The organism is Emticicia soli, assembly GCF_037860775.1.
Lineage (GTDB): Bacteria > Bacteroidota > Bacteroidia > Cytophagales > Spirosomataceae > Emticicia > Emticicia soli.
In genome coordinates this window covers 42,374-58,567 of record NZ_JBBEWC010000010.1, presented here as the reverse complement: position 1 = coordinate 58,567, position 16,194 = coordinate 42,374, and the positions used below count along the sequence as shown (strand labels likewise).

Below are 16,194 nucleotides of genomic sequence, written 5' to 3'. Positions count from 1 at the left end.
AGGTACTTATCTTGATGCGCTTATGATGGCAGGCGGGCAATAATCTTGCACACACCCATCACATTGTTTGGTTAATATTACTGTTCTATCGATGGTACACCCATCAGCATTTTTTATTCTAACAGTGTAAGCTTGGCTGTTTCCTGTGGGATTTGGTAAACTGGATGCTGGTACTAATCCACCCGTTGGTATTGTTACAAAAGCTGAGGCCATGGCACTATCATACGCTTCGCCAATATTATATGAATACTGGTCATTGTTTCTATATTTATTTAGCAAAAGTCTGGCGTCATTTCGTGGATTACTTGCAATACAAGTAGAGTTTACAGGAATAAGCTCAGCATTTGGTGCAGAGTTGATTCTTGCTAAACCCGCTGTACGAGAAGGGCTTGAACAGTTATTAGTGAAGCACGAGGCAAAGTAAAATGTACTTTGTGTCAGTGTAGTTGTAGCAAAAGTTATGCCAGTTCCGAGCATATTTCCGCCTATTTGGGCATCATACCATTGAATTACACCTCCGGCACAGCCATCGGCACGAAGTGTTAACGAACCAGCATCACAACGGCTTGCTCCTGTAACAGTTGGCGCTTGTGGCAAATCATAAATTACTACATTAACTGTAGCAGTAACATTACAGCCAATTGCGTTGCTTACCGTAACGGTATAGATACCAGCGGCAACTGAAGTTACTTTATCAATACCAGAGTTCTGGCTTTGAGAAGAATAGCCATTTGGCCCTTTCCACGAATAATTTGTACTACCCGAAGCAGTAAGAGTCAATGTTTGTCCTACACAAACAGGGCTGTTTGAATTGGCCGTAGCTACTAAAGCATCTGGCTGCGTAATATTAATGGTAGCAGTAGCTATACAGTTTTTAGCATCGGTTACAGTAACCGTATAAACCCTTGCTGTAAGGTTATTTGCAGTAGCTGATGTGCCTACATTATTCGACCATTGATAGGTGTAGGGTGATGTGCCACCACTTGGCGTTACTGTGGCACTTCCGTTATTGCCTCCATTACAATTTACATTGGTGCCAACAATAGTAGAGGTTAAGACTGGTGGCTGCGTAATATTAATTGTAGCAGTAGCTGTACAACCTTTAGAATCAGTTATGGTAACAGTATAAATTCTTGCCGAAAGATTATTGGCAGTAGCCGATGTACCTGCATTATTCGACCATTGATAAGCATAAGGTGCTGTGCCACCACTTGGCGTTACTGTGGCACTTCCGTTATTGCCTCCATTACAATTTACATTGGTGCCAACAATAGTAGAGGTTAAGACTGGTGGCTGCGTAATATTGATGGTAGCTGTAGCAGTACAATTTTTAGAGTCAGTTACAGTAACCGTATAAACCCTTGCCGTAAGGTTATTTGCAGTAGCTGATGTACCTGCATTATTTGACCATTGATACGTATAAGGTGCTGTGCCACCACTTGGCATTACTGTGGCATTTCCATTATTGCCTCCATTGCAATTTACGTTAGTGCCTGTTATTGCTGCAGTTAAAGCATTGGGTTGTTGTATTATTATTGATGCTGTTGCTGTGCAGCTATTAGCATTTGTTACTGTTACAATGTATGTACCTGAATGAATTGAACTAGCACTTGAGATACTCGGATTTGGCAAAGAAGATGCAAATCCATTTGGCCCTGTCCATGAATACGTTGTTCCACCTGTAGCAGTAAACGTCAAGGTTTGTCCTGCACACACAGGGCTATTAGAAGTAATAGTAATTTCTGGCAGAGCATTAATTACTACGTTAGTGGTAGCTGTTGCAGTACAGCCACTTGCATTCGTAACTGTTACAGTATAAATTCCGGCATGAGTAGAAATTGTTGCATTATTAATGCTTGCGGTAGCGCCTGATAAAGAAAACCCATTTGGCCCTGACCACTGATACGTAGTTCCACCAGAGGCTGTTAAACTAATAGTTTTTCCTACACATACAGGGCTATTTGAAACTGCCGTCGCATTTGGTTTTGAATTGACCGTTACAGTTACTTGTTTAGTTGCTGCACAAACTTTAGCCCCACCAATTATCCATTCAGCAAAGTTGAGGGTAGTTTCTCCGCTACTTGTATTAGCACCATTCAAAAATATATATCTAACTTCATCGCCTAGCACATTTGGTACAGGGCTGGCGCTTATTATACTATTGCCTGCGCCATTTACCACACTACTTTGGTAAACCATTGAGCCGTTTTTCCATACCTGCATTACTCCTCCTTTAGCTCTATCGGTGCAACAATCATTTCTGGCATCAAGACTCAGTGAGGTAATCAGATATTCACTTCCTAGTTTATAGCCAATTCCCCAATCCTGACCATTGGTTTTTCTGGTTGCATGAAATGTATCAGCGTTTAAATTATCAATACCATCAAACAAGCTCTGTGGGCCTGCATAAGATGCAGTAGAATTAATGTAAGAAAAATTAGCAGCGTTAAAAATCGTCTGTCCTGTTACCAAGTTAGCATAGCTACTATTACTTGTATAAGCTGTTAATGTATAAGTAGTACTTGTGGTTGGGTTAACATTAATACTTGTGGTAGTTTCGCCTGTACTCCATAAATAGCTATTGCCTCCTGTGGCTGTTAGCGTAGTTGATTGTCCTTCGCAAATACTTGTAGTGCCTGAAATATTAGGCGTAGGAGCCGGATTAACCGTAACACTAGCGGTAGCAGTAGCTGAACAACCCTCAGCAGAAATAACGGTAACCGTGTAAATTCCGGCCATAGCATTAGTGGCATTAGCTATGGCTGGATTTTGAACCGAAGAACGGAAACCAGCAGGACCAGTCCAATCATAAGTATTGCCACCGCTTGCTGATAAGTTAATAGTACTACCTGCACATTGTACATCTCCGCCCGCTGTTGCATTAGGTATATCGTTTATTGTAGCTACTACTGGCGTGCGAGATGCACTCACACAGCCATTTACAGTACAGTTTACATAATAGGTAGTGCTTACGCTGATGCTTGGGGTAGTATAATTGGCTCCGGTTGCTACAATTGAAGTACCTGTTTCTGAGGCATACCAGTTTACAGTACCACTACAACCTGTTGCTCCTAACTCAACCGTTCCGGCTCCACATTTACTAGCGTTTACAGCAGTTGGTGCATTGGGTAAGGGTGTTACTACTACCCTGGCACTTGCTGTAGCCGAACAAGAGTTAGCATCTCTTGCAGTTACAGTATAAGTAGTTGAAGAAGAAACCGTAACAGTCTTAGAAGCACCAGTTCCTAAGCTGTTGCTCCATGTATAAGTATATGGGCTGTTTCCGCCAGATGCGCTTGCAGTAAGGGTGGTACTTCCACTCGCACAAATACTTAGGTTACCTGAAATATTAATACTAATCGTCGGAACTGTAAGCGTTGTTTCGTTCCCATTGAAAGAACAAGAAGAATTATTCAGATTAGCAGTAGAAGTCCCTACCACAATTCTGTATTTTCTGCCATTCATGGCGGCAGTAATAGTAGGCAGTGTAAGCGTAACAGTATAAGTAGAATTTGCCCCAAATGTACCTACGGTGCTATTTGTTAAATCTGTCCAACTTATTCCGCCATCAGCACTTTCCTGCCATTTGTAATAGGTATATTGTTTATTAGCATCTGTTACAATAGCCGAAATCGTTGGGCCTGCTGCGCCGATACATCTGGTAATATTTGCACTTTGGGCAATGGTTGGTAAACATTGAATGATTGATATATCATCAATAGCCCAGTCGTTACCATTGCCCCCTGTAGCGTTATTTCTTATACTGAATGTTGAGGTTGTGGTGTTTCCTGTAGTAAAAGTAAAACCTACCTGCTGCCAGCCTGCGGCGGTAATATCGCCGGTAGTATATTTACCAACACCATCAATCAAAAAAGTCAGGTTTGGCTTAATCGTACAACCTGCCTGGTCTGCCGCCGGACAAATATTATATATCCATAAACTATATTCATATCTTGTGTTCGGACATAAGTTTGTAACCGTTCTCTCAATTACAATATCAGGATTATAAGACGCATTCACAATCATCATATAACCATTTACATCTCCGGGTGTGTGGTCTTGTCTCAGTACATCCCAGGTAGTAAATACCTTACGCCCCGCACCATTACAATCTGTTGTATTGGTAATTGTATAATTACCATCGTTCGGCGAATCACAGTTCATAGGCGCAAAACTGTACTGCGTTTCTCCGGGGGTTAAAGGAGGCCCCATTGTAGTATTGCCTGAGCCAAAATCCCCACCGGGAAATAAATTCGTACTCTTTGCTTGTGTACAAAGCCCCGGCGGACAAGCCGTTCCACTATTTTTTACTTCTATTTTTCTTTCACTATAGCAAAGTGGGTTATTTCCTCTGCTTACAACTACATAATAATCGCCCGGAGCTAGATTTGAAATCGTATTGCTAGGCGATAGAGACGAAACCTTTACAAAGTTTCGGCTGGTTGATGAAATCCAGGAAACATTGTCAGTACCTGTAACACCCTCCAATTTGATACTACCGTTGGTAGCAGCACAGTCGGTAGCCGGGGTTGGAGTTCCGGCTGTAAAATAAGAACTATTAGCAGAAGTAAGCGTAATAGCTATTGTGCGACATATAATTTTTGAGGTTTTGTCGCGAATAAATACTGTATAATACCCAACAGACAAACCTGAATAAGTTTTTTCGGAATCAAACCAGTTTATCCCGTCAAGGCTGTTCTGATAATAGGGTCCTGCCGAATACTCTGTTACAAAAATATATCCGTTTGTTGAGTTAGTTCCGGTACAGGCCGAAGGGTTGTTTGGCGTTACTGCAATAGGCGTAGGGCATGCAGAATTACAATTATTATTGATAACAAGGTTGGTAGTAGCTGTGGCTGTACAGCCATTGGCAGCCGTAACTGTAAGCGTATATATACCACCCATAGCAGGAAGTGCTCCATACACTATCGGAGATTGTTCACTACTGCTAAATCCATTCGGGCCACTCCATGAGTAACTTTCGGCGTTTGTTCCACCTCCTAAAAGCTTAAAAGTAGTTCCCACACAATGCTGGCCAGTATTCGAGGCCGTTGCAGTAGGAAGCCTTTTAATGGTTACAACCAACGGCGTGCGGGTTGTACTTCTGCAACCATCTACATTACAACCTGCATAATAAGTTTTCGTATTTGCTTGCGATGTCGAGTTAGTTGCAGGCGCTGCAAGACTCGAGGTTATATAGTTCCCTATGCCTATTGACAAGCCTCCTGACGCAGCTTCATACCACTCAACAATACCCGCGCAACCATCTGCTGTAAGCGTAACCGGGCCTGTACCGCAACGCTCAATAGCATTTGTTGTAGGTGCATCAGGCACAGGCGTAATGATTGCTTTTATTGCATTTCGAGTGCTACTTTCACAGCTATTCTGCGTACAGCTAACAAAATAAGTAGCATCAACCGAAAGGGTTGGCGTAGTGTAGGTATCTCCTGTTACCAAAATAGTTGACGTAGTGCTATTAACATACCATCTATAAACTCCTCCGGTACAGCCTGTCGCTTTCAGTAGAACGGTACCGGGTCCGCAACGAGATACATCAACAACTGCTGGAGCCTCAGGAATAGGATTAATTACCACACGTGCCGTAGCAGTAGCTGTACAACCCTTTGCATCGGTTACAGTAACTGTATAAATCCCGGCTCTATCGGCTGTTGCAGCAGGAATTGTAGGTTTCTGTGCCGATGAAACAAAGTTTTTAGGCCCAACCCATGAGTACAACCCACCGCCTGAAGCCTCTAAAGTGATAGCAGTGCCTTCACATTCAGTATCTCCAATCGCACCTGCTGATGGAGTTGGGTTTATTGTAGCTTTAACCTCTGTTCTGGTACTTGGGCAACCGAAATTACACTCAACATAATAACTCGTTGTAGTGGAAATACTTGGTGTATTAAAAGTGCCCCCTGCGCCTATCGACGAGCCTCCTGTAGCTGTGGTGTACCAATTATATGTACCTGAGCACCCACTGGCGGTTAATCTTACCGAACCTGTTCCGCAGCGCTCACCACTTACAACACTAGGTGCACCAGGTGTACTTGTAATAATAGCTTTTATTGGCGTTCGGGTAGTACTTGTACATGCATTAAGTGTACAAGCTACATAGTAGGTAGTGCTAGGAGCAGACAAACTTTGAGTAGTATAAGTTGCTCCCGTTGCCAGACTATTGGCAGTAGTAGGGCTGTTGTACCAACTGTAAACCCCATTACTACACCCCGTAGCAGTTAAAGTAACTGTTCCGTTACCACAACGGGCTACGTCTGCACCGATAGGCACAGGAATCGGATTCACTACTACATTCGCAATTGCGGTATCAGTACAACCTGACGACGTATTGGTTACGGTTACTGTATATGCCCCTGACATGGCAGGTGTTGCGCCCGAAATACTCGGGCTTTGTAAATTTGAAGAAAACCCATTCGGCCCCGCCCATGAATATGCATTGCCTCCTCCAGCACTTAAATTAATGGTAGAACCTTCGCATTCAGTATCTCCGGTAGCCGATGCACTTACCGCAGTTTTAACAGTGGCAGTAGCTGCTGTTCTTGTACTGATACAAGAGCCTACTTTACATTCTACATAATAAGTAGTTGTAGCCACAATACTTGGCGTATTGAAATCACTGCCAGAACCTAAAAAGGTACCACCTGTTTGAGCTGAGTACCAATTATAAGTGCCAGAACAACCATCTGCCGAGAGTGTTACTGTACCCGCACCACAACGGCTATCACTGGTAGTACTTGGGGCATTGGCACTTGAAACAGTAACCGAAGTAGTAGATGTAACTGTAGCAGCACAAGCACTAAATGTTACGGTTAAAGTATAAATACCACTCATATCAGTAGTTGCACTGCCTCTATTAGGATTTTGTGTTGAAGAAGTGAAGCCATTCGTTCCAGGCCCAGGCCCTACCCACCTATAACTAGATGCTGTCTGTGATACTGTAGCTGTCAGGCTAAGGGTTTGGCCTACACAAACAGGCCCATTGTTATTTGCGGTTGCACTAGGTGTAGTATTTGCTAAAGTGATGTTGCTGGTAGCTGTGGCTCCATATACATCTTGAATAGTAACTGTATAAGTACCTGCTGCCAAACCACTAAATACATTACTATTCTGAAATGTACCGTTCCCAATTTTGTACTGGTATGTTGGCGTAGTTAATCCGGCCGAAGTATAAGGCCTGATAGCATCTGCAGGTATAACTTCAGAAGGAACAGTTGTTGACTCTCCTGGTTTTGCCCAGCCTACTGATACATGGTCATCTCCTCCACCCTCTTTATAAATAGCCTCTATGTAATAAATCTTACCGGCCTGCAGACTAATAGCTGCCGATTTTTGTGAGGGGAACTTATTCCATTCCTGAAAACCTGTATAGCTTGTATGAGAAGCGATTCGGGTTTTATTAGCAGCACTCTCATTTGTACTTAGCCAGAGTTCACCGTTATCATCTGAGGCAATCCAAAAATAATAAGTTCCTGTAATTTCAGGAGCCAAATAACCAATTATACGGCCACCAAAATTATCCGTTATATTTACCGGAGCTTCCATAGAAGTCAATGCGGTATTATATGAGGGGCTATTCGGATAATTGCTATTACTTGTCAGATTTGAGACTGCAGTTCCACTAATACCCAGCCAAGCCTGACCTGTAATAGAGCGCATTCCGAGCACACCTCCCTTTCCTGTTACGGTAATACTTCCGTTTGAACCACCACAGGTAGGGTCTGTCTTCGATAAAGTCAAACTAAGCGGTAAATTTGCCACCACTTTATTTGTTTTTATTTCAAAACCCGGGTTTGTATTATTACTTAAATACTTATTACTTTCAGTATAAACATTTCTATCTATTGCTGCTTTATTTTCTAACGATGCTACTGTTTGGCCTGATAACTCGAAATTACTATTAGCAGAAAGAAGCGTATGATTTGTGTTTGATAGCAGTGTATTTTGCGCAAAAACAGAAGAAACAAAACTCAGAAAGATATATACGTATAAACCTATGGCTCGCTTATAATTAACATAAGTCGGCCAAAAGAGGCTTCTCTTTAAATTATTAAATTCAGGAGAGCAATAGGTATTTTCTATTACACAGGGCACCTAATTTTTTATTGTCCGTTTGAGTTGGGTATATTGAGAGGCTAAAACGCTTGATTTGGCTCAATAATGCTTGTCATGCAAACCTCATGCCATTTCAAAAACGTATATTCAACGGATACATAAAAAAACTAAGTCCCTGATAATCAATATTCCTAAACATTGATTATTTAGAATAATTTGAAGGAAATATGAAAGAACAAATTGGTAGATAATTACTAGAAGCACTCTACTAATCACAATGTATATACGGAAGTAATTATTTTCTGTTTAAATTCCAGTTGGCGCTAAATGCGAAATACCCTTTGCCGGTAGTAAGTGTAGAACGGGAAAACGAAAAGCCAAATTGTTTTAGGCGGATGTCGGCTCCAAAAGAAAAGCCCCCTGCTCCTCCTAACGAACTTACAGTTAATTCCCGATTTCGCAAGTGATTATAGCCTGCTAAAAGATGGAAGTTTCGGTGAATGAGTATCTCGGCACCAAGCACAAAATGCCGAAGTACCTTATCAGCAACAGAAACTTTCTCAGGCACTTTATTCCCCTGATTATCAAAGGTATAATGCAGCGCTGGGTCATGGTAGGCTATATCAAAAACATATAAATGATGTGCCGTAATTGAAAACCTAACGGGCATGTGGGCAGGCTTAAAAGAAGTACCCAACTGCAAATCAAAAGGGATATCTGGCTGTAAATTCCCATAGCGCTTAATAATAAAACCTATGTTTTTAGCTACAATTCCGAAATTCAAATCATATTCCGGATGCTTGAATGTACCTCCCCAGTCGGTTAATAAGGCCATTGAATTGTAATTTTCCAGAAAAGACCCCACCAGTTTTGCTGTGATTCCGAAAGTAATGTTATTAATTCGGCGGGCGTGTGTTACACCTAAAGAAAAATCATTGGCTGTAAATTCATTAGTAGGGTTCCCTAGTGCATCGGTTCCTTGAAAAGTACCATAGTTCAGATTCTGTAAACTAATGCCCCATTGCGCATTTTTGCTAGCGTTTCGGAATCTTGGTGCGTAATTGAGTGTAAAAAAATTACTCTGCGCCAGATACGGTGCATAGTTTATGCCTAATTGCCTCTGCTGAGACGTATCTAACAAAGCCGGGTTTGCGGTATGCAAATTAACGTCTTTATCAAATAAAGATACATTTACACCGCCCAGGGCATTCAGGCGTGCATTATTAGGAATCGTTAAAAACGAAAAGCTGTTTTGTGCCGTAGTTGTTAAACCAACAAACACAAGAAAAATTAACAGTAAATATGGTTTAGAGAATAATGTACCCAAGCTTAATGCCCAACGATATTTGGGGTATGTTGTAGTTTCTGTCTGCGTATCCAAGCCCTGAATTACTAAATAAACCATATCTATAATCTATATAATCGTTTGAGGAAGCTGATTCGCTGGGGTCCTGATGATTTATCATTACTCTTCGCAGTCCGCCACCTACATAGAAATCAAACACAAAGTTGGTGTTTTTTTTCAATTCATTACGTATTCTTATCTGATATCCGATTTTTGCTGATATGCCTATTACATATTTGTTTATAGGATAATTAAGCATCTCATAATAATTACACATGCCACTCTCGCATTCTCTCCCTACACTTCTATCAGCTCTATCGTTAATCTGTTTGTAAAGTAACTCATAAGCTACGTATCGCCCTGTAAAAGCCTGTTTATATTTTCTAGCTTCTATTTTTACCCGAAAATTCTCTCTGAATCTACTATTACTGTTATCAAATGTATTGCCCCAGAAATTGGCAGCGCCAGTGCCATAGCCAAACTCTTCTGATAAAGTCCATCTATTACCTTTCAGCCGATGTTCTACTGCCAGCTGAAAAGTATTATCTATATCTAATAAAGCCAAAGGGGCTATTTTGATAGCAAGCTTTTTTCTTAAAAGCGTATCTTGCCCTAAAGACTGTTGAACAAAGAACGTAAAGAAAAGCAAAGTAAGTATGGTATATCTCATGATTTAATAGGGATTATACTCAATAATTTCAGCTCATTCTGCGCATTGTAGCTATACTGATAAATGCCCTGTTTTCCGGTTATAATGAGCACATTTGAATCAGGAATAACATCAAAAGCTGTAAAGTCATTAAAAGTTTTTATTAATTTTAAATCATTCGGATTTGATTTATCAAATACTTTCAGCCCGAAATCTCCCTCTGTTACAAACAACAGGTTTCCATCAACACCCAAGCCATGAGGGCTTTGCATAGGGTAGCTTTTTACTAGTTGCGGGCTTCTCATGTCTTTTATGTCAAGCACATCAAGCACATTTACCCCACGGTTACAATTAGTACCACTACGCAAGGTTACATAGGCATAATTGCCATCGGCCACCACAGGGTCGCAGGATACTACGTGCGAATACACCGAAACTCTTGTAGGGTTTTCGGGGTTGCTGATACTAAAAATAAACATACCTGTTTGCGTACCCACAAGCAGGTGGTCTTGAAAAGGAAAAATTGTTTCAACTACTGTATTGAGAGATACACGCTTGGTATAAACAGGATTATCAGGCGCGCTGATTCTGAATACCTTCAATGACTGATTATCTACAATATATAAATAGTCTTTGACAATGGTAAAACGGGCAGTAGAGCCGCCTCGCCCAACGCCGCTGTCAGGGTTATTACTGGCTTTCATGTCATCGCCTTTGCAGGCGTACAAACATGCCACTGCAGCAAGAATACAGATAAGTTTTTTCATAGTTTTCATAGTTTATCTGAAACATTTCGGGTTCGTTAACTCAACATATTCCCATGATTTTACATAGCCCTTACTTGGGTCGACACATTCAAAATAGCCTCTCTCATTCGGATAGCTCGGGTATGGAAATGCCTTTTCGACACGTTTCAGAACTTTTATGCTGTTAACATCCGATATATCAATCGTAACAAGGTCATCTCCGTTATCGGCATAAAGTATATTATCTTTAATAGAAATGTCTTTATTGACCGGAATAGATAGAAAGGCAAGTGGTTTGGGATTAGCTTTATCAGTATTATCAAAAATATGAATACCATCACCTGACTCGTTGATGTATAGATATTTACCCTTGATGTAGATTTTTCCGGGGCTGGTAAGTCCTCGGGCTTTTTGTAGTTCTATTTTGCGGATACTCTCGTAGTCGGTATAAATGGGTTTGTAACCCATTATCTTTTTGTTGGCTACTTTTTCTTCTTCGGTTGTGCAGCCAATAAAAAGGGCAACAATTGCCAAAAAGTATATTTTTTTCATGCTAATTTGGTTTAAATAATCCAATTAACCTCACTATATACTATGACAATTGTTGCCCAATAAGGGTTGTAAAAAATTTAGTTTTTTTTCAGGTAAGCAATTACTGCTTTTCTGATGTCGTTTCGCACGTCTCCGTCAGGGAATGAATCTGAAATACTGATAATATCAGGGTTTGTTTTAACAAAAAAATCCAGATTGCGCTCTTTGCCTGTCAGCAGAAAATCGCTCGTTACTACTTTATACTCTTTATTTACATCAAGTAATTCACCGTTAATTTTCCATTCTTTTTTTGCTTCATCGTATGTAATTCTATCCCATTGCAGATAGCCGCCACTTCCTTTGTTTTGTAAACCTGCTTCAAGGATTCGTTCTAGCAAACGGCCACGCATTTTTACTTCAATTACTTTTCCGCCAAATGGTAAAATTCTGAGCACATCGAGTTGTGTAATTTTGCCCGAAACAACATCATCAATTCTGATTGACCCACCGTTAAAAAAAGTACAATCGGTAGCATCAGGCGTGGCACTTGTCATAGCCTTGGCTATCATGCTACCCATAGGTGCTTGTAGGTTTCTTACAGTGCCTTCGTGCCCGTCTAATGGTTCTTTCAAATCGGCAATAACTTCGTTTTTATTGATACCAATAGCCTTAAAGCTGGCGTCAGCAATATCTTCCCATTTTTTTACAACAACAGCCGCCTTTGGCTCGTCAGGTATGCTATTATCAATTTTCCTTAGTTCAGATTTCACTGTTGCTTTATGTGAGGCTTTGTTATACACAATTCTATGGATATAGGCTGTTTTGGCATTAGCATCGGCTTTAGCCATAGTTACATTTCCTATTTTTTCTATCATATTCTCGTGGTCGTGGCCACCCATCAATAGTTTTACTTCGGGCAGCATACCTGCCAGTTTAAGATCATCTACCTTATTGATGTGCGTAATACCCACTACAAAATCGCATTGAGGTTTTAGTTGTTCATAGGCTTTTTTGGCTGATTCGAAGAAATCATCGTACCATACATAATCTTTCGGGTTTGAGGGCAAAACTATACCGAACATTCCCATTTTTATGTCTTCGCCTTTGGCATTTTTAAATGTAATAATTTGGGTTTTCGGAAACGGTACTTTCGCACCATTCAGTACTTTGCCAAAAGGCACTAGTTTACCATCTATTTTCTCTAAGGCATTGGTATTTAACCAATTAAACTTTGATTCGTTGATACGTTCCTGTAAATCTTTTTCGTCTAAATCAAACTCATGGTTGCCAAAACATACCCAGTCTACACCTATGGCGTTCATTACGTCAACCATTTGTCGGCCTTTTATTGTTTTGCCTTCATACTTTAAAGTACCTGTTACCGATGGGCTCAGGAAATCGCCGGAAAGTACAGTAATCGTATTCGGATTTTCTTTCAATAGTTCCTGGCGAACGGTGGACACACGAGCCATCCCTCCTACTTTACCGTTATCTAGCGGAGATATTTCATATACATCGTTCAGATGCAAAAATGTAACGGCTACTTCGTCTTGCGTGGTTTTACTGGTTTTAGCTGTGCGACAGCCGCTGAATACAAGCGTAACAGCCAACAAAAGGATAATTCTTTTCATGGTTTTATTATTTATGGATAATTATAATAGGTTTTACCAACGAAAAACGCTTATAAAGTTTGAAACTCTATAAGCGTTCTAACGGACAAATGTATTGAAAAAGCCTTATTTACACTAATTAAGCCTTCAAATGCTTTGGTGTTACCCAATCTGGCTTAGTGGTCCGGATATTGGCTTTTAAATCGTTAAGAATAGTATAAAGCCCAAAATATGTTCGGTTTACATACAAACCATGTTGAGAGCCACGGGCCGAGTTACTATTTTTCAATTCAGGCATATTAGCAATATAATCTAAGAATTTATATATCTCGTCTACATAGCCCTCTGCGCCAAAATCAAACGTGTGGCTATCGAATGGGCGGCCAAGCAAACGAATCATTTGCTTGAATATATCAGAGAAAAAGGCCTGTTCTTTAGCCGAATCTTCTTTCAGTAAAAAATCTAAATCCCAGAAAATCTTCTGAATCCTGGCATCGTCTTCAAGTGTATCAGGATTCATCAAGGCAAAATAGTTCTGGTAATAATCATCAGGTATTACTTTTATACAACCAAAATCTAATATCCCTAGTCGGCCATCGTTGGTCATCAGAAAATTACCCGGGTGTGGGTCGGCATGTATCATGCGCAAAGTATGCATCTGGTAATCGTAGAAATCCCATAATGCCTGCCCTATTTTATTACGCACTTCCTGCGACGGATTAGTGGCAAGAAACTCTTTCAGATGTAAGCCCTCGAGCCAGTCCATCGTAAGAATACGGTTTGAAGAATATTCAGGATAATATTTCGGGAAGAACAAATCAGGAATATGCGCACAGGCATTGGTAATCTCGATAGAGCGTTTCAGTTCTAAATCATAGTTCGACTCTTCCAATAATCGCTCTTCTACTTCTTTGAAATACCGGTCTATTTCAGCATCGTTCAGCTTGAGCAATTGCACAGCCAAAGGGCGAGCCATTTTCAAATCAGAACTGATGCTCTCGGCTACGCCGGGGTATTGTATCTTAACAGCCAGCTTTTTGCCATCTTTATGTGCCATGTGTACCTGCCCGATAGACGCTGCGTTTTCAGCTTTCAAATCAAACTTATCAAACATTTCAGACGGCGATTTGCCAAAATATTGCCTGAAAGTTTTAATAACCAATGGCGACGACAAAGGCGGTGCCGAGTATTGCGACATCGCAAATTTATCGGTATATGCCCTTGGCAAAAGGTTTTTATCCATACTCATCATTTGCGCTACCTTTAGGGCACTGCCTTTTAGGTTGCTCAAAGTCTCATATACATCGGCGGCGTTGTCTTTGTGGAGTTCGTCTTTGCTTAACGATGGGTCTAGTATTTTTTTACTATAATGTTTTATATAGTTGCCCCCTACTTTCACTCCGGCTTTCACAAATTGTGTGGCTCTGGCTACTTTAGAGGTAGGTATTTTATCTTGTGAGTTCATTTATTTCTAACAAATTAACAATAGAGATACATTAAGCCCTCCTATTCTGAAACAAAAACTTGCCTAAATCTAATAAAGAATCAAGCGGAGAATGCCCTAATAAATCGAAAGCCGTATTAACCGATTTCTCAATCATGGTATCAGTTTTTTCAAAAGACTTGCTGGTATCATTAATCCAGAAATCAAGTATAAACAAGGTTTTAGCCCAGAATAAATCAGGATAACGTTGCATTAACTGCGGAATAGGGCGTTGCTCTATTTCTTTAGTTTCTCGGGCTTCAAGTACCAATTCGTTGATATAATCGTAGAAAGCTATTTTAAATTCAGATAACTGTACATTGCGTTTGGCATAAATAGGTTTCTGAAAACCTTCGTATGCTTTCAAGATATAGCTTCGGTTTTGTTTCAACACTTCTACCCAGGTATAAAAGAAAGCGAGTAGTTTTTCACGCACCGAATAGGTGCCATAAACTTCTTCGTTTTGTGCCGATGTAATGGTGTCGAGAAAGTATTCTTTCCAGACTTCGCTTTCTATTTGCGGAAACGATGTGTATTCTTCATAAAAGGCTGCCTCTTTTATTTTCAGTTTTTTGCAAAAAGCATAGATTGATTCGGGCTGAGTGCCTTTTTCGAGAATATACTCAACGTAGGCCTGTTTTATTTTATCTTTAGTCATTGATTTTGAATTAAAATTGTCGGTACTAGTTTCAGAAGAATCTTGCTAATACAACTGACGTAAGGTTATACACTTTCAACAAATTGGCAGGAATATTTGTTTCTTTTACGCCCAGCATTTCTGCATATTTTTCACCCAGCAAAAACCTTGACTGTGCCTGCAACAAATTCGCTGTCAATTCATTAGGGCTTATGTTCCTGATAGCCTTCATTAAAGAATCTGTCAATGCCTGACTTTCAGCCGATTGCCTGAATTGCCGGGCAGCAATCAGCCGCTCCACTCCTATGGCATCTTGTTCGTTGGCAAGTAAAATAGCTTTATCGACACCTAATAAAAAACCTATCGCATTCCAGGTATGCAGATACGCCCTTTGGTAAGCATTATCAATGCTGTATCCCAGTTTTCGCATTCCTTTTAAAACCACCAACGAAAAAGCCAGGTTTGTTCCGAGCATATCTTCCTGATTAATGGGGTATCCCCACGCCATGTCCCATTGTTGGCTATGCAAAGTAAAATACCTGATTGCTGCGTGCATGAGCCTCACTTTGGTACAAATAGCAAATATCCGCTGGCTCGTCCAGTTATCGTAGTTCATCACTGCTTTCAGAAAACTACCTGTTTCTATTAATCTATTGTAGGTGTCTTTCCGTATCCGCTCTGATAGATATAAGACCCTTGCACCATCAGCCCCGAGATAACAATATGGCAACGCATAAAGCCCTAAAATTAGCCCTATCGTTTGTTGGTTCTGCCTGTAAAAATCTGTAGCACGAATCAACTCCTTCTTATTAAATAAATCAGGGTAAGTAGAGTTTTGCCTGAGAAAACCTTGCAGTAATTGAGGTTGGCCAGAGAAATCAAGCTTTTTGAAATCAGCCAGAAAAGGCATCAGAGAGCGTAAGAAACTAATCCCTTCTTGTGCCACCAATTGCTCAATAAGCGTATCAGCACTTAAATCTCCTATCGTTCTGTAATATGTCAGTTGCTTATCTGTCAACATAACTTTGTTTGTTGCTGTAATCTTCTCAATACTCAACAAGTTGTTAAGTAAAATGGTTTGACCCATTTGTGTACAATTCCTTTTTCATGTCTTCTTATGCAA

9 protein-coding genes are annotated in these 16,194 nt (G+C 40.5%); all 9 read right to left on the bottom strand.

The features are described 5' to 3' along the window. Nucleotides 1–6: 6 nt before the first annotated feature. The 9 genes from WAE64_RS16840 to WAE64_RS16800 all read right to left on the bottom strand — a co-directional run bounded on the left by WAE64_RS16840 (nucleotide 7) and on the right by WAE64_RS16800 (nucleotide 16,158). On the bottom strand, nucleotides 7–8,109 hold the full coding sequence (locus WAE64_RS16840) for an Ig-like domain-containing protein (protein WP_340238574.1): 8,103 nt from the start codon (nucleotides 8,107–8,109) through the stop codon (nucleotides 7–9). A 256-nt stretch (nucleotides 8,110–8,365) separates the two neighbouring features. Continuing rightward, nucleotides 8,366–9,475: a type IX secretion system protein PorQ gene (gene porQ, locus WAE64_RS16835; RefSeq protein WP_340238573.1), complete on the bottom strand. Its 1,110-nt coding sequence runs from the start codon at nucleotides 9,473–9,475 to the stop codon at nucleotides 8,366–8,368. Further along, complete coding sequence (locus WAE64_RS16830) at nucleotides 9,378–10,085, bottom strand: hypothetical protein (RefSeq protein ID WP_340238572.1); 708 nt, start codon at nucleotides 10,083–10,085, stop codon at nucleotides 9,378–9,380. Before WAE64_RS16830 ends, porQ begins: the two co-directional genes overlap by 98 nt. Next, complete coding sequence (locus WAE64_RS16825; RefSeq protein ID WP_340238570.1) at nucleotides 10,082–10,831, bottom strand: LVIVD repeat-containing protein; 750 nt, start codon at nucleotides 10,829–10,831, stop codon at nucleotides 10,082–10,084. Before WAE64_RS16825 ends, WAE64_RS16830 begins: the two co-directional genes overlap by 4 nt. Nucleotides 10,832–10,843: 12 nt before the next feature. Continuing rightward, entirely contained in the window at nucleotides 10,844–11,362 is a 519-nt protein-coding gene (locus WAE64_RS16820; RefSeq protein ID WP_340238568.1) for an LVIVD repeat-containing protein, read from the bottom strand. Nucleotides 11,363–11,439: 77 nt separating this feature from the next. Beyond that, nucleotides 11,440–12,972, bottom strand: coding sequence for a bifunctional metallophosphatase/5'-nucleotidase (locus tag WAE64_RS16815; RefSeq protein WP_340238566.1), 1,533 nt, complete (start codon nucleotides 12,970–12,972; stop codon nucleotides 11,440–11,442). Nucleotides 12,973–13,090: 118 nt separating this feature from the next. Then, nucleotides 13,091–14,416: an ABC1 kinase family protein gene (locus tag WAE64_RS16810; protein WP_340238564.1), complete on the bottom strand. Its 1,326-nt coding sequence runs from the start codon at nucleotides 14,414–14,416 to the stop codon at nucleotides 13,091–13,093. Nucleotides 14,417–14,447: 31 nt separating this feature from the next. Next, the gene (locus tag WAE64_RS16805) at nucleotides 14,448–15,092 is read right to left on the bottom strand and encodes a TetR/AcrR family transcriptional regulator (RefSeq protein WP_340238562.1); all 645 of its coding nucleotides are present in this window, start codon (nucleotides 15,090–15,092) and stop codon (nucleotides 14,448–14,450) included. Nucleotides 15,093–15,123: 31 nt separating this feature from the next. Continuing rightward, nucleotides 15,124–16,158: an oxygenase MpaB family protein gene (locus WAE64_RS16800; protein ID WP_340238560.1), complete on the bottom strand. Its 1,035-nt coding sequence runs from the start codon at nucleotides 16,156–16,158 to the stop codon at nucleotides 15,124–15,126. Between the last annotated feature and the right edge of the window lie 36 nt (nucleotides 16,159–16,194).